This is a genomic window from Streptomyces sp. NPDC104367 (genome assembly GCF_055583825.1).
The window spans coordinates 162,266-176,826 of sequence record NZ_JBVJND010000002.1; the positions used below are offsets into that span (position 1 = coordinate 162,266).

General features: G+C 71.8%; 18 protein-coding genes. 4 read left to right on the forward strand and 14 right to left on the reverse strand.

All coding sequences use genetic code 11. The features are described 5' to 3' along the window. Positions 1–690: helix-turn-helix domain-containing protein (locus ACZ619_RS03545; protein WP_469593595.1), on the reverse strand; the 690-nt coding region annotated here is incomplete at its 3' end. Between the two features lie 145 nt (positions 691–835). Next, positions 836–1,324 carry a DUF3618 domain-containing protein gene (locus ACZ619_RS03550; protein ID WP_469593598.1) on the reverse strand — a complete coding sequence of 163 codons (489 nt, stop codon included), beginning with the start codon at positions 1,322–1,324 and terminating at the stop codon, positions 836–838. Positions 1,325–1,660: 336 nt separating this feature from the next. On the opposite strand from ACZ619_RS03550, the gene dapA reads away from it, so the two are divergent. After that, entirely contained in the window at positions 1,661–2,590 is a 930-nt protein-coding gene (dapA, locus tag ACZ619_RS03555; protein ID WP_469593601.1) for a 4-hydroxy-tetrahydrodipicolinate synthase, read from the forward strand. A gap of 19 nt (positions 2,591–2,609) precedes the next feature. Here the strand turns inward: dapA and ACZ619_RS03560 are convergent, their stop codons facing one another. Beyond that, a complete protein-coding gene (locus ACZ619_RS03560; protein ID WP_469593603.1) occupies positions 2,610–3,827 on the reverse strand; it encodes a WD40 repeat domain-containing protein in 1,218 nt (405 codons plus the stop codon). Then, the gene (locus tag ACZ619_RS03565) at positions 3,824–4,384 is read right to left on the reverse strand and encodes a SigE family RNA polymerase sigma factor (RefSeq protein WP_469593605.1); all 561 of its coding nucleotides are present in this window, start codon (positions 4,382–4,384) and stop codon (positions 3,824–3,826) included. Before ACZ619_RS03565 ends, ACZ619_RS03560 begins: the two co-directional genes overlap by 4 nt. A 150-nt stretch (positions 4,385–4,534) precedes the next feature. Here ACZ619_RS03565 and ACZ619_RS03570 point away from each other — a divergent pair, with 150 nt between their 5' ends. Next, entirely contained in the window at positions 4,535–5,044 is a 510-nt protein-coding gene (locus ACZ619_RS03570) for a hypothetical protein (protein ID WP_469593608.1), read from the forward strand. 53 nt (positions 5,045–5,097) lie between these two features. Here the strand turns inward: ACZ619_RS03570 and dapD are convergent, their stop codons facing one another. From dapD to ACZ619_RS03585, 3 genes are read right to left on the reverse strand one after another with little or no spacing between them, the layout of a single operon-like run. Next, entirely contained in the window at positions 5,098–6,084 is a 987-nt protein-coding gene (dapD, locus tag ACZ619_RS03575) for a 2,3,4,5-tetrahydropyridine-2,6-dicarboxylate N-succinyltransferase (RefSeq protein ID WP_469593611.1), read from the reverse strand. 45 nt (positions 6,085–6,129) lie between these two features. Further along, entirely contained in the window at positions 6,130–6,693 is a 564-nt protein-coding gene (locus ACZ619_RS03580) for a TetR/AcrR family transcriptional regulator (protein WP_469593612.1), read from the reverse strand. Then, the gene (locus ACZ619_RS03585) at positions 6,693–7,013 is read right to left on the reverse strand and encodes a DMT family transporter (RefSeq protein WP_469593614.1); all 321 of its coding nucleotides are present in this window, start codon (positions 7,011–7,013) and stop codon (positions 6,693–6,695) included. Before ACZ619_RS03585 ends, ACZ619_RS03580 begins: the two co-directional genes overlap by 1 nt. A gap of 329 nt (positions 7,014–7,342) precedes the next feature. Between ACZ619_RS03585 and ACZ619_RS03590 the strand changes: the two genes are divergently transcribed. Beyond that, entirely contained in the window at positions 7,343–7,963 is a 621-nt protein-coding gene (locus tag ACZ619_RS03590) for an endonuclease/exonuclease/phosphatase family protein (protein ID WP_469593616.1), read from the forward strand. Here ACZ619_RS03590 and ACZ619_RS03595 read toward each other — a convergent pair. After that, positions 7,953–8,954 (reverse strand): sulfotransferase family protein, encoded by a 1,002-nt coding sequence (locus ACZ619_RS03595; protein ID WP_469593619.1) that lies wholly within the window; start codon positions 8,952–8,954, stop codon positions 7,953–7,955. The two genes, ACZ619_RS03590 and ACZ619_RS03595, sit on opposite strands and share 11 nt — an antisense overlap. Positions 8,955–9,209: 255 nt before the next feature. Here ACZ619_RS03595 and ACZ619_RS03600 point away from each other — a divergent pair, with 255 nt between their 5' ends. Next, on the forward strand, positions 9,210–10,106 hold the full coding sequence (locus ACZ619_RS03600; RefSeq protein ID WP_469593622.1) for an AbfB domain-containing protein: 897 nt from the start codon (positions 9,210–9,212) through the stop codon (positions 10,104–10,106). Positions 10,107–10,190: 84 nt separating this feature from the next. Here the strand turns inward: ACZ619_RS03600 and ACZ619_RS03605 are convergent, their stop codons facing one another. Genes ACZ619_RS03605 through sufD form a run of 6 tightly spaced genes read right to left on the reverse strand, consistent with a single transcriptional unit; the run spans position 10,191 to position 14,545 of the window. Next, a complete protein-coding gene (locus tag ACZ619_RS03605) occupies positions 10,191–10,523 on the reverse strand; it encodes a metal-sulfur cluster assembly factor (RefSeq protein WP_031166063.1) in 333 nt (110 codons plus the stop codon). After that, on the reverse strand, positions 10,520–10,990 hold the full coding sequence (sufU, locus tag ACZ619_RS03610; RefSeq protein ID WP_469593625.1) for a Fe-S cluster assembly sulfur transfer protein SufU: 471 nt from the start codon (positions 10,988–10,990) through the stop codon (positions 10,520–10,522). Before sufU ends, ACZ619_RS03605 begins: the two co-directional genes overlap by 4 nt. A gap of 18 nt (positions 10,991–11,008) precedes the next feature. Next, positions 11,009–12,265: a cysteine desulfurase gene (locus ACZ619_RS03615; RefSeq protein ID WP_469593627.1), complete on the reverse strand. Its 1,257-nt coding sequence runs from the start codon at positions 12,263–12,265 to the stop codon at positions 11,009–11,011. Then, positions 12,262–13,026: a Fe-S cluster assembly ATPase SufC gene (gene sufC, locus ACZ619_RS03620; RefSeq protein ID WP_469593630.1), complete on the reverse strand. Its 765-nt coding sequence runs from the start codon at positions 13,024–13,026 to the stop codon at positions 12,262–12,264. Before sufC ends, ACZ619_RS03615 begins: the two co-directional genes overlap by 4 nt. An 8-nt stretch (positions 13,027–13,034) precedes the next feature. Continuing rightward, positions 13,035–13,364 carry a non-heme iron oxygenase ferredoxin subunit gene (locus tag ACZ619_RS03625; protein ID WP_469593632.1) on the reverse strand — a complete coding sequence of 110 codons (330 nt, stop codon included), beginning with the start codon at positions 13,362–13,364 and terminating at the stop codon, positions 13,035–13,037. Next, complete coding sequence (gene sufD, locus ACZ619_RS03630) at positions 13,361–14,545, reverse strand: Fe-S cluster assembly protein SufD (RefSeq protein ID WP_469593635.1); 1,185 nt, start codon at positions 14,543–14,545, stop codon at positions 13,361–13,363. Before sufD ends, ACZ619_RS03625 begins: the two co-directional genes overlap by 4 nt. Between the last annotated feature and the right edge of the window lie 16 nt (positions 14,546–14,561).

Consider the following 14,561-nt stretch of genomic DNA (forward strand, 5'->3'; position numbering starts at 1 on the left):
GTCCTCGACCGGGGGAAGGTCCTCGACCGGGGGAAGGTCCTCGACCGGGGGAAGGTCCTCGACCGGGGGAAGGTCCTCGACCGGGGGAAGGTCCTCGACCGGGGGAAGGTCCTTGACCGTGGGGTGGACGGCGACGACGATCCGGTGGTCCCGGCCGCCCTGCGCGTCGGGCGCGTCGTACTTGCGGATGAGCGCGCTCACGCCCGCCGTCAGCTCCTGCACGAAGGCCGCGCGGTCGGCGGCCGAGGCGAAGCGGACCTCACCGTCCAGCGCGTAGGTCGCCAGCCGCTTGCGGGCCCTGGCGGCGCCGCTGACCAGCGTGCCGACGTCGCGCACCAGCCGGGCGCCGAGCGCCAGCAGCCAGCGCGCGGAGAGCTGGTCGCGGAAGCGGTCCGGGTCCGGCTGCACGGCGGGCAGGGCGGCCGGCGAGATGACGTACGACGCGGCGGTCGCGCGCATCAGCCGCTCGGTGACATTGCCCTTGCGCCGCTCGCCCGCCAGCTCGACCAGGCCGTGCCGTTCCAGCGTCTTGAGGTGGTAGTTCACCTTCTGCCGGGGCAGCCCGACCTTGCCGGCCAGCATCGCGGCCGACGCGGGCGCGGCGGCCAGTTCGGCGAGCAGCCGGGCCCGTATGGGGTCCAGCGACACGGCCGCGGCCTCGGGGTCCTCGATCACGGTGACGTCCAGCATGACCCCACCGTCCCACCGAAAACTTTTTTTGTCCAGGCGGATGGATTTTTCGGCAGGAGGCGGATCTCCCCCGCCCGGTTCCCGGCGTTTCCCCGGCTCTCGGCGTTTCCCCGGTTCCCGGTGTTTCCCCGGTTCCCGGTGTTTCTCAGCGCCGTCGGCTCCGACGCAGCGCGCGCACGGCCGCCACGCCTCCCAGGGTCACGACCGCGCCCGCGCCCGCGATCAGCACCGGGCGCGGGTGCCGCGCCGCGGTCCGGGCGGCCGTGCGCGCGGGCTGCGGCAGGTGTTCCCCGGCCGCGCGCCCGGCCCCGGCGGCCTTGCCGGTCGCCGACCGCCCGGCGCGGCCCGCCCGCTCCCGTACGGCGTGTCCGGTCCTGAGCGCCCCCTCCTGAAGCGTGTGCCGCGCCTTCGTCATCCGCTCCTGGGCCGTGTGGCCCCCGTGCACCGCCCGCTCCTGGGCCTGGCGGCCGGCCCTGGTGGCGCCCTCGCGCAGCTGCGCGGTCAGCTCGCCCGCCCTGTCCCTGAGATCGGCGGCGCGCGCCCGGGCCTGTTCCCTGGGGTCGGCCTTCGCGGCCAACGCGCCCGCCGTGTCGGCCAGTCGGGCTCCCGTCCCGTGTGCGGTCCTCTTCGTCATGGCTGTCCCTCCTGGTCCCGTCGGCGTCCGCCCCCCATGGGCACCGGGTACCCGGTCGGGCCGGGATCAGCCCTGTAGCCTCGCGCGCCGGGCTCACCGAGCCGAGCCGGGCCGGCCCGGTCCGGAACCGGTCGAGGCGGGCCTGCGGCAGGGACTCCTCCCGCCGAGTTCGGATCCGCCCGGACCGGCGGCGGCCGCCGGGTCACCGACGGCGGACGCGGGCGCCGAGGACCGGGGCTTCGAGCAGCGCCAAAGTCCGACAGCTTAGCGTTTCTAAGACGTACACCTTAGGAAAATTAAGTGGAGCTAAGACGTCGCTCCGCCGAGACTACCCCCATGACGAACCAGAACGACACGAACCGGCCGCCCCGGCAGCCCCGGCCACGACGCCCGTTCGGCCGCACCCTCTGCGCGATGGTCACGCCGTTCACCGACACCGGGGCGCTCGATCTCGACGGCGCCCGGCGGCTGGCCGCGCACCTGGTGGCGGAGGGCTGCGACGGCCTGGTGCTGAACGGCACGACCGGCGAGTCGCCGACCACCTCGGACACGGAGAAGGCCGAGCTGATCACGGCCGTCCGGGAGGCGGTGGGCGCGGAGGTCCCGCTGGTGGCGGGCGTGGGCACGGCGGACACCCGGCACACCGTCGAGCTGGCGCTGGCGGCCGAGAAGGCGGGCGCGGACGGCGTCCTGGTGGTGTCGCCGTACTACAGCAGGCCGCCGCAGGACGCGCTGGAGGCGCACTTCCTGGAGGTGGCGGAGGCGAGCGGGCTGCCGGTGATGCTCTACGACATCCCCGGCCGCACCGGCACCCGGATCGAGCCGGACACGCTGATCCGCCTGGCCGCGCACCCCCGGATCGTGGCGGTGAAGGACTGCTCGTACGACTTCCTCGGCACCCAGAAGGTGCTCGCCCGCACGGACCTGGCGTACTACACGGGCTGCGACGAGCACATCCTCGCCCTGTACGCGGTGGGCGCGGCGGGCTGCGTCAGCACGGTCGCGAACGTCGTCCCGGCCCGGGTCGCCGCGGTCCTCGACGCGTTCGACGCGGGCGACACGGCCCGTGCCACCGAACTCCAGCTGCGCATCACGCCGTTGATCGAGGCCATGATGGCGGCGGGCCTGCCGGGCACGGTCACCGCAAAGTCCCTGCTCACCGGCCTCGCCCTGCCCGCCGGGCCGGTCCGCGCCCCCCTGCGCCCCGCCGGCCGGCGGACGGCCGACGGGCTGCGGGCGGTGTACGGGGAGGTCGCGGCCGGCTGACCGGCGAGCGGCCGAAGCGTCAGCGGGGGGCGAAGACGGGCTGCCACGCCTTCAGGTCGTCGTACATCTGCTCCTGGACACCGCTCAGCGGTACGACCTTGTCGCTGCCGATCGTCACCAGCACGAGCCGGGCCCGGTACGGCTCGTCCAGGCGGCTGGCCCGCTCCCAGGCGACGAGCCTGCGGTCGTCGGCCCAGGCGAGCAGGTGGCCGCCGCGGACCCTGGTGATCTCCTTGCCGGTGCGGGGATCGCGGATCGACGAGTACGACCTGCCGGGCGCGACCTCCTTGGTCAGGCCGAGTGCGGCGAGCCGGCCGTCCGGGGACAGCCGCGCGCCGACGTCCGTGCGCAGGTACCGCTCGTCCGCCGGTGCGGCGACCGTGTCGCCGTCGAGGTCGTAGAACTGCTGTGTTCCGTCCCGGCCGCCGATGACCTGCGCGTACACCTCACGGCCGGTGCGGCTGAAGGCGAAGTCGCCGCGCGCGGGGGTGGCGCGGTCGGAGGCGACCCCGGTCCAGGTGCCCTTGCCGGAGGTCACGCCGAGGTCGTAGAAGCCGGTGCGGCTCGAATCGGCGAACGTGGCTCCCCAGTCCCAGCCTCCCTCGGTGTTCTGGTACCTGGTCCGCGCGTCGGGGTTGTCGTCGTACGTCGTGGCCAGGAGCCGGGTCCCGTCGTCCGAGAAGGCGAGGCCGGCCACGGGGTGCCCGACCGGGATCCACCGCTCGACCTTCCGCGTCGCGAGGTCGAGCAGGCCGATCCGTCGGACGGGCAGGTTCTGCTCCAGTACGGCGGCCGTCCGCAGGCCCGGCGCGACGGCGACGAAGGACCACCGGGAGTCCTCCGTGTAGGTGCCGGTCCTCTGGTCGAGCAGCCGGTACGTGCGTTGGCCGATGGCCCGCTCGGCCGTCTGCGGCACGGTCCGCCAGGTGTAGTAGGCGGCGAGCACCGTCCGCCCGGCCGCGATCAGCTCGCGCGGCGGCGACTGGTCCGGGTGGCCGGTGATCCCGTCCTGCCGCACCACTCCGGACGGGCGCACGTCGCTCTTGCCGGAGTCCAGCAGGGGCACGGCCACCGCGACGGCGACCACGGCGGCCGTCGCCGCGGCGACGGAGGCGAGCCTGCGGGTGCGGCGCCGGCGGCGGACGGCCAGCACCCGGTCGGCGAACCCCGGTCCCGCCGAAGGCTGTTCGGCGGCCTGTGCGCGCAGGGTGTCCCGCACGAGTTCCTCGACGTTCACGGCCGCACCTCCACGGGCGAGTAGTCACGGGACGGCGGCTGTCCGCGGCCGGTGTCCGGGCCGAGGGCGGCCAGTTCGGGCGCGAGGGCGCGCAGCCGGGCCAGGGAGCGGTGGGTGGTGGACCGTACGGTGCCGACGGAGCAGCCGAGCAGCCGGGCCACGTCGGCCTCCGGCAGGTCCTCGAAGTAGCGCAGGACGAGGACGGCGCGCTGGCGGGCGGTGAGCCGGGACAGGGCCGCCCGCAGCACGAGGCGCAGGTCGGCCGCGGACGCGGTGTCGGGTACCGGCGGGCTCTCCGGCGGTTCGGCGACGGAGAGTTCGCGCCGCCGCCACTTCAGCCGCCAGCGGCTGATCTGCTGCCGGTAGAGGATCTGCCGTACGTAGGCCTCGGGTTCGTCGATGCGCTGCCAGCGGCCGGCCGCCTTGACGAGGGCGTTCTGCAGCAGGTCCTCGGCCGCGTGCCGGTCGCCGCCGGTCAGCAGCACGGCCGTCCTCAGCAGCGCCGTGGACCGGCTGTCCACGAACTCCCGGAAGCTCTCCTGCAGTTCCGCATCCATCGTCACCTTCTCTTCCCCCGGGCCCACCTCGTGTCCGGACCCTCTACCCGTGGTGACGCGTGCGGCGGAGCGTCACTATGCCTGTCCGGCACGCGAGGACACGGGAATATTCGCCGGTGTCCGGTGCCCCCGCCGTCGTACGTTGGCCCCGTGAGCCGGCCCCTGCTGTTCCTGGATGTCGACGGTCCCCTCAACCCGTACGCGGCGCGGCCCGAGCGGCGGCCCGAGGGGTACACGACGGTGCGGGCGACCGTCCGTCCCGGGCGCCCGCTGCGGGTGTGGCTGAACCCGGCCCACGGTCCGGCGCTGCTCGCCCTCGGCTTCGAGCTGTGCTGGGCGACGACCTGGATGGCCGAGGCCAACCGCTGGATCGCGCCGGTCGTCGGCCTCCCCGAGCTGCCGTACGTCGAGTTCGGCAAGGGCCTGCTGGCGGAGCGCCCGGACGGGGTCCACTGGAAGACCGAGGCGATCGTGGCGTACGCCGGGGGACGTCCGTTCGCCTGGGTGGACGACGAGCAGAGCCCGGCGGACACGCGGTACGTCGGCGCCCACCACCCCGGCCCCGCGCTGCTCCACCACGTCGATCCCCGGATCGGCCTGCGCCCGGCCGACTTCGCCGCCCTCGCGCGGTTCGCGGCGTCCCTGCCGCACGACGACTGAGCGCCCTCCCGCGCGGGCGGAAGGGCGCTCGGTGCCGTGCGCGGGGCCGTGCGTCAGTTGTGGCTGTGCAGGACCTCGTTCAGGCCGCCCCAGACCGCGTTGTTCGGACGGGCCTCGACGGCGCCGGTGACCGAGTTGCGGCGGAAGAGGATGTGGGAGGCGCCGCTCAGCTCGCGGGCCTTGACGATCTGGCCGTCGGGCATGGTGACGCGGGTGCCCGCGGTGACGTAGAGGCCGGCCTCGACCACGCACTCGTCGCCGAGGGCGATGCCGACGCCCGCCTCGGCGCCGACCAGGCAGCGCTCGCCGATGGAGATGATGACGTTGCCGCCGCCGGAGAGCGTGCCCATGGTGGAGGCGCCGCCGCCGATGTCCGAGCCGTCGCCGACCACGACACCGGCGGAGATGCGGCCCTCGACCATGGAGGTGCCGAGCGTGCCGGCGTTGAAGTTGACGAAGCCCTCGTGCATGACGGTGGTGCCCGCGGCGAGGTGCGCGCCGAGGCGGACCCGGTCGGCGTCGGCGATGCGGACGCCCTTGGGGGCGACGTAGTCGGTCATCCGCGGGAACTTGTCGATCGAGGTGACCTGGAGGTGCAGGCCCTCGGCGCGGGCGTTGAGCCGGACCGTCTCGATCTCGTCGACGGCGACCGGGCCGAGGGAGGTCCAGGCGACGTTGGCGAGGAAGCCGAACTGGCCCTCCAGGCTCAGGCCGTGCGGCTTGACCAGGCGGTGCGAGAGCAGGTGGAGGCGGAGGTAGACGTCGTGCGCGTCGGTCGGCTTCTCGTCGATCGAGGCGATGACCGTACGGACCGCGACGACCTCGACGCCGCGGCGGGCGTCCGGGCCGATCGCTTTGGCCGCACCCGCGCCGAGGAGTTCCACGGCCTGCTCGGCGGACAGCGTCTCGGTGCCGGCCGGGCCGGGCTCGGCGACCAGCTCGGGGGCGGGGTACCAGGTGTCGAGAACGGTGCCGTCGGCGGCGATGGTGGCGAGGCCGGCGGCCACGGCGCCGGTGGTGCGAACGTTCGTGTCGGTCATGATGAGAAACCTAACGTGAGCGGGCCGATGCAGGCGAACCGCGTCTCACGTGCCGGTATCGGGAGCCCGGGTGCCCCGGATCACCCGGTGCAGCATCTCCCGGGCGTACTCCTCGTCGTAGGCGGTGCCCGTCAGGAGTACCTGGAGACAGATGCCGTCCATCAGCGCGACCAGGGCCCGCGCGGTGACCGGGTCGGTGCGGTGGGCGAGGCGGTGGGCGAGGTCGTCGGTCCACTCGGCGGCGACCGGGCGCAGGGCCGGGCGGCGCAGGGCGGCGAGGTACAGCTCGTACTCCAGCTCGACGCCGGTGGAGTCGCCGGCGAGCCACTCGGCCATCCAGCCCGCCAGTTCCGTGGCGAGGTCGGAGCCGGGGTCCTCCAGGCCGCCGCGTGAGGCGATCACCTTGGCGAAGCCCTCGTTGGCCTGGCGCAGCGCGGCCACCAGCAGTTCGTCGAGGGTCTTGAAGTGGTACGTCGTGGAGCCGAGCGGCACGTCGGCCTCGGCGGCGACGGAGCGGTGGGTCAGTCCGGCGAGGCCTTTCGCCCCGACCACCCGGATGGCCGCCTCGATGATCCGCCGGCGGCGCTCGGGGTCGTAGCGGCGTGTCATCAGTGCGCGCCTCCCAGGTTGAGGACCACCACTCCCCCGATGATCAGCGCCAGCCCGGCGACCTTGACCAGGCTCAGTCCCTCCCCGAACAGCATCAGGCCGAGCAGCGCGATGGCGGCGGTGCCGGCGCCGGACCAGATGGCGTACGCCGTGCCGACGGAGACGGTCTTGAGCGTCTGGGCCAGCAGGAGGAAGGAGACGACGTATCCCAGCGCGACCAGCAGCGAGGGCCACAGTCTGCTGAGGCCGTCGCTGTACTTCATCGCCGTCGTGGCGGCGACCTCGGCAGCTATGGCGCCGGCGAGTGTCAGATATCCCATGTGTACGAGTGTACGCATCGTTGCGTACGGGCGTACGCAACGGCGCCATGTCGACGTGGGACACCGATGGACACCCAACGAGGCGCGTAGATGACAGCCAGAACTCGGGGCGGCTCCAGGTGGGCACGCTGCTGTCGTCCGCCTTCCCGACGGAGACGGTCGGCGACACCCTGCAGCGGGGCGACGGGCAACGGGACGGTGTCGGCGAGCAGGACCCTCTCGACGCCGGTCTCCGCGATCAGCGCGGCGGGCGGTCCCGCCTACGCGCACACCCAGATCAACCCGGCGAACGACGCCGACGGCGGGGGACCGGCGGCAACATCCGCCAGGTGCTCCTGTACAACCCGGCCCGGGTGGGCTTCACCTCGCGCGGCAGCGCCACCGCGACCACCGCGAACTCGGTGACGGCGGTGAGCGGCGTCGCGCAGCTCACCTACGACCCGGGCCGCGTCGCCCCGGCCGGCTCGGCGTGGACGGACAGCCGCAAGCCGCCGGCGGCCGAGTTCACGTTCGACGGCGAGAAGCACTTCGTGATCGCCAACCACTCCGTCTCCAAGGGCGGCGACTACTCGCTGCACAGCCAGTACCAGGCGCCGGCCCGCTCGTCCGAGACGCAACGGGGCAGCCGGGGTTCGGTGGAGAACGCGTTCGTCGACTCGGTCCCGGCCGCCCAGTCCGGCGCGAACGTGATCGTGCTCGGCGACCTGAACGACCACACGATCTCGACCGCGGTCTCGAACCCGAAGGGCGGGGTGCTCACCGACCTGGTGGACACCCTCCCGGCCGCGCAGCAGTACACGTACGTCTATGACGGCAACTCCCAGGTCCTCGACCACACGCCGGTGAGTTCGGCGGTCACGTCGTACGACTACGACATCGTGCACATCAACGGCGAGTTCTCGGACCAGACCAGCGATCACGACCCGCAGGTCGTCCGCATCACGCCGTGAACTCGTAGGCGGACCGGGCCGCGGCCACGGGGCCCGGTTCGCGCAGCCGGATCATCCGGTCGAGCAGCCTGCGCTTGGCGTGGGCCGCGCGGCGCAGGGTGAGGACGCGCCGGTAGCGGAGCAGTTCGGCCGGGTCGGGCCGGACCGCTCCGCTCAGTTCGTAGCCGTTGCGGGTGAGGCGGTCGCCCAGCACGGCTTCCGCGAGGCGGATCTGATCGGGGGTCAGCCGCTGCTGCCAGCTGCCGGCGCGGGAGGTGTCCAGGGCGCCGTGGGTACGGCGGTGCCAGGTCTTGCGGGCGGGTACGGCCGCCTTGGCCAGACGGTGCGGCTCGGTCATGGCCGGGTCGTACTCCTCGCCCAGGTAGGCGCAGATCGACCGCAGTTGGGGTTCGGGGTCGGCGACCAGGTCCTCGAAGCGGACCTCGTGCCAGGCGCCGGGGCCGAGCCGGCGGGCGTAGCGTCCGGTCACGTCCATCACCTGGGCCCAGGTGGCGACGGCCTCGTGGAAGCCGCGGTGCCACCAGGGCATGCCGAGCAGCGAGGCCGCGCAGTCCCGGCCGTCGCGGACCAGGTGCACGAACTGGGCGTCCGGGAAGAGCCGCAGGATCTCCTCGACGTGGAGGGCGTAGGCGGGCCGCTTGTCGCCCCAGCGGGCCTTGCCGTGGCTCTCGGCGTACGCCTTGAGGGCGATGCCGAGGGCCGAGCCGAGGGTGGGCGGGCCGTCGGTGATCCGGCCGGCCACGGCCTGGGCGTCCAGGCCCAGTTCATGGAAACGGGTCTCCTCGCGGCCGGTGATCCACCGGGCGAGTCCGGCCCGGTTCAGCGGCTCGCGCAGATCGCCGAAGCTGAGCCGGCGTTCGTAGGCGGGCAGGACGAAGCGCGTCTCCGGCGGGAGGGCGATCCGCGGGTGGGCGTGCAGCATCAGCTGGAGCAGGGTCGTCCCGGAGCGGGGACAGCCGACGACGAAAACAGGGCGAACGGGAGAAATCACTGGAGTGGCCACCCGCGCCAGGGTGCCGCCCGGCCATGAGCCGGTCCTGGGCCCAAGGTAAGAAAACGATATGAACATCCGGGTTCCGCATGAGGATGTTCAATCCTCATAGAAACCGCTAGCTGAAACGGGCCCCCTCAGCCCCTTGGCTCCACTAGTGTGTGCACCTCTGTGATCCACCCGCGCTTCACAGTTCATCCACCCCACCTTCACATCCCCGGCCGCTGCCTTGGCGCCGCTGGAGGAAACACGCGCATGCCAGAAAACACCCCCCAACCCCCGCCGCACCCCGCCTGGGAGAACGGCTGGGCCCCCGACAGTTCCCGGGCCCCGGGAACCCGAAGACTCTGGCTGGCCGGCACACTGGCGATCGCCACGATCGTCGCCTGTGCCACGGCGATAGCCGTCAGCCGCCCCACTCCCGACCAGAAGGCGTCGGACTCCCCGACGACCGACTCCGCCGCCGGCAACGGCCCGGGCCTGCTCTCCTTCGCCTCGCCGACGACGACGGTCACGACCGCTCCCCCCAAGGGCACCTCGGGCATGTCGTCGGCCGGACCCGTCGCGAGCCCGTCCGCCACGTCGACCCGGCACGGCTCGGCCTCCGGGTCCACCGCGTCCGCCGCCGCACCGTCCAAGTCCTCCTCGTCCGGCGGAAGTTCGGGCGGCTCGGGCAGTACCGGCGGCTCCGGAGGCTCCAGCGGCTCCAGCGGCTCGGGCACGCAGACCGGCAGCACCAGCACATCGGTCCGCTCGGTCAACTACCCGGACCGCTACTGGCACGTGAGCGACGGCCTGGTGAAGCTGGACGCGCCACGCGGCTCGGAGTCCCGTGAGGACTCCACGTTCACCGTGGTCAAGGGCCTGGCGAACAGCTCCTGCTACTCGTTCAGGACGGCCGACGGCAGGTACCTGCGGCACCGGAACTTCATCCTGCGCGCCGAGGGCTACGACGGCTCGTCCCTGTTCAAGCAGGACGCCACCTTCTGCGCCCGCGCCTCGTCCTACTCCGGCGCGGTGACGCTGGAGTCGGTGAACTACCCCGGCCGCTACCTGCGTCACCAGAACTTCCAGCTCAGGCTGGACCCGTACCAGAACAGCGACCTCTACCGCGCGGACTCCTCCTTCCGGCTGGCCGCCCCGCTGGCCTGAGCGGACACGAGAGTCACCACACGGGAAAAAGCGGCGGCACCCGAAGGTGCCGCCGCTCTCGTGTGTCCGCGCCCCGGCGTCGGATCAGACGTTGAACCCGAGCGCCCGGAGCTGCTCGCGGCCGTCGTCGGTGATCTTGTCGGGACCCCACGGGGGCATCCAGACCCAGTTGATGCGCAGTTCGTTGACGAGGCCGTCCGTGGCGGACTTGGCCTGGTCCTCGATGACATCGGTCAGCGGGCAGGCCGCCGAGGTCAGGGTCATGTCGATCGTCGCGATGTTCGCGTCGTCGATGTGGATGCCGTAGATCAGCCCGAGGTTGACGACGTCGATGCCCAGCTCGGGGTCGACGACGTCGTACAGCGCCTCGCGGAGTTCCTCCTCCGAGGCCGGCTTCATCTCAGCGGTCTCGCTCATGCCGTCTTCCTTTCGGCGTCGGCCGCGCCGCCCAGCGCCTGGGCCGTCGCGTCCTTCCACGCCATCCAGCTCAGGAGGGCGCACTTGACCCGGGCCGGGTACTTGGAGACACCGGCGAACGCGACCGCGTCCTCCAGCACCTCCTCCATCGCGTCGTCGGGCTCGATCCTGCCCTTGGACTGCATCAGCTCCAGGAAGGTCTCCTGGATCCGCTGCGCCTCGGCCAGCTCCTTGCCGACGAGCAGGTCGTTCAGTACGGAGGCGCTCGCCTGGCTGATCGAGCAGCCCTGGCCCTCGTACGAGACGTCCGCGATCGTCGAGCCGTCGTACTTCACTCGGAGGGTGATCTCGTCACCGCACGTCGGGTTCACATGGTGCACCTCGGCGTCGCCATCCCTCAGACCACGCCCGTGCGGGTGCTTGTAGTGGTCCAGGATGACTTCCTGGTACATCGAATCCAGCTTCACGGTTTCAGCTCACGCCCTTCAGCCGAAGAAGTTCCGTACGTGCTCCAGTCCCTCGACCAGAGCGTCGATCTCGGCCGGAGTGGAGTACAGGTAGAACGACGCTCGCGTGGTCGCGGGAATTCCGTACCTGAGGCAGACGGGCCGCGCGCAGTGGTGGCCGACGCGGACCGCGATGCCCTGCTCGTCGAGGACCTGGCCCACGTCGTGCGGGTGGATGTCCCCGAGCGTGAAGGAGATCGCCGCGCCCCGGTCCTCGGCCGTGGTGGGGCCGATGATCCTCAGGTCCGGGACCTCCGTCAGGCGGCGGACCGCGTACTCGGTCAGCGCGTGCTCATGGGCGAGGATCTTGTCCATGCCGATGGCGTTCAGGTAGTCGATCGCCGCGCCGAGACCGACCGCCTGGGCGATCGGCGGGGTGCCCGCCTCGAACTTGTGCGGGGCGGGAGCGTACGTCGACGAGTGCATCGACACGGTCTCGATCATCTCGCCGCCGCCGAGGAACGGAGGCAGGTCCTCCAGCAGCTCCTGGCGGCCCCAGAGGACGCCGATGCCGGTCGGGCCGCACATCTTGTGGCCGGTGAAGGCCACGAAGTCGGCCTGGAGGGCCTGGACGTCCAGCGGCATGTGGGGCGCCGCCTGGGAGGCGTCGATGCAGACGAGCGCGCCGACCTCCTGGGCACGGCGGATTATCGTCTCGACCGGGTTGACCGTGCCCAGGATGTTCGACACCAGCACGAAGGAGACGATCTTCGTCTTCTCGGTGATGATCTCGTTGATGTTGGACAGGTCGAGGCGGCCGTCGTCGGTGAGCCCGAACCACTTCAGCTTCGCGCCCGTGCGCTGCGCGAGCAGCTGCCACGGCACGATGTTGGAGTGGTGCTCCATCTCCGTGATGACGATCTCGGTCTCGTGGTCCACCCGGTAGGGCTCGTCGGCCCAGCCCAGCATGTTCGCCACGAGGTTCAGCGACTCGGAGGCGTTCTTGGTGAAGATGACCTCGTCGCGGCTGGGCGCGTTGATGAACTCGGCGACCTTGTCACGCGCGCCCTCGTACAGCGCCGTGGCCTCCTCGGCGAGCACATGCACACCGCGGTGGACGTTGGCGTTGTAGCGCTCGTAGTACTCGCTCAGGGCGTCCAGCACCTGGCGCGGCTTCTGCGAGGTCGCCGCGTTGTCCAGGTACACGAGCTTCTTGCCGTCGTGGACCGTGCGGTCCAGGACGGGGAAGTCCTTGCGGATCGCCTCGGTGTCGAGGAGGCCCGGCAGCTGTGTCACTCGGATGCGCCACCCTTCGTGTAAGCCTCGTAGCCCTCGTTCTCGAGCTTGTCGGCGAGCTCGGGGCCGCCGGACTCGACGATCCTGCCGCCCGCGAAGACGTGGACGTGGTCGGGCTTGATGTAGCGCAGGATGCGCGTGTAGTGCGTGATCAGCAGGGTGCCGACCTCGCCGCTCTCGCGGACGCGGTTGACGCCCTCGGAGACGATGCGAAGGGCGTCGACGTCGAGGCCGGAGTCGGTCTCGTCGAGGATCGCGATCTTCGGCTTGAGCAGTTCGAGCTGGAGGATCTCGTGGCGCTTCTTCTCACCGCCGGAGAAGCCCTCGTTCACGTTGCGCTCGGCGAAGGAGGAGTCCATGTTGAGGCGCTCCATGGCCTCCTTGACCTCCTTGACCCAGGTGCGCAGCTTGGGGGCCTCGCCGCGGATCGCGGTGGCGGAGGTGCGCAGGAAGTTGGAGACCGAGACGCCGGGGACCTCGACCGGGTACTGCATCGCCAGGAACAGGCCCGCGCGGGCACGCTCGTCGACGGACATCTCCAGGACGTCCTCGCCGTCGAGCAGCACGGTGCCGCCGGTGATCGCGTACTTCGGGTGACCGGCCAGCGAGTAGGCGAGGGTCGACTTGCCGGAGCCGTTGGGGCCCATGATGGCGTGCGTCTCGCCCTGCTTCACGGTCAGGTCGACGCCCTTGAGGATCTCCTTCGTGGCGTTGTCGGCCTCGACGGTGACGTGCAGGTCTCGGATTTCAAGCGTTGCCATGGGTTGCCTCAGGACTCCTGGGTGAGGGAGACGAGCACGTCGTCCCCTTCGATCTTTACGGGGTAAACGGGGACGGGGCGGGTGGCCGGGAGGCCGGACGGCTTGCCGGTGCGCAGGTCGAAGCTGGAGCCGTGCAGCCAGCACTCGATCTGGCAGTCCTCCACCTCGCCCTCGGAGAGCGAGACGTTGGCGTGGGAGCAGATGTCGTGGATGGCGAACACCTCTCCCCCGGTGCGGACCACCGAGACCGGCGTGCCGTCGAGCTCCACCCGCTTGGGGGTGTCGTCCTCCAGCTCGCTCAGCGCGCAGGCGCGTACGAAGGCGGTCGAGGCTGTCATGCGACCGAGGCCTCCAGCTCCTCCTCGATCTTGGCGAGCAGGCGCTCCTCGATGTCGGCGACACCGATCTGCTGGACCAGCTCGGCGAAGAAGCCGCGGACGACGAGGCGGCGGGCCTCGTGCTGCGGGATGCCGCGGGCCATCAGGTAGAAGAGCTGCTCGTCGTCGAAGCGGCCGGTGGCGGAGGCGTGGCCGGCGCCGACGATCTCGCCGGTCTCGATCTCCAGGTTCGGCACCGAGTCGACCCGCGCGCCGTCCGTGAGGACCAGGTTGCGGTTCATCTCGTAGGTGTCGGTGCCCTCGGCCTTGGCCTCGATGAGGACGTCGCCGATCCAGACCGCGTGCGCTTCCTCGCCCTGGAGCGCGCCCTTGTAGACGACGTTGGACTTGCAGTGCGGGGTGTTGTGGTCGACCAGCAGGCGGTGCTCCTGGTGCTGGCCGGCGTCGGTGAAGTACAGGCCGAACAGCTCGGCCTCGCCGCCGGTGCCCGCGTACTGCACGCGCGGGTGCAGTCGTACGACGTCGCCGCCGAAGGTCACGACGACCGACTTGAACGAGGCGTCGCGGCCGACGAGGGCGTTGTGCTGGGCCACGTGCACGGCCTTGTCGTCCCAGTCCTGGACGGAGACGACGGTCAGCTTGGCGCCGTCGCCGAGCAGGTAGTCGACGTTGGCGGCGAGCACGGCGTCACCGGTGTGGTCGATGACGACGACGGCCTCGGCGAAGGCGCCGAGCTCGATCACCTGGTGGGCGAAGGCGGTACCGCCCTCGCCGTGCACCGCGATCCGGATCGGCTCGGTGAGGACCGTCTCCTTGGGGACGGTGACCACGCCGGCCTTCTCGAACGCCGAGTACGCCTGGGCGGCGACGCGGTCCACGGGGGTGCCGGCCCGGCCGATCCGCGCGTCGTCGCGGTCGACGGTCTCGACGGTGACGCCCTCGGGGGCCTCGACGACGACCTTGACGCCCTCGCCGGTGGCGACCGCGGTGCCGTCGTGCAGCCCGCGCAGGCGCTCCAGCGGGGTGAACCGCCACTCCTCCTCGCGGCCGTGCGGGACCGGGAAGTCCGCGACGGCGAAGGACGGGGGCGCGCTCATGCGGGTGGCGACGGTCGACTCGGCGGCCACCGCGATGGCGCCGGCGGTGGTGGAGCCCACCGGGGTGTTCTGAGCCTCAGCCATGGCTGTCGGTCTGCTC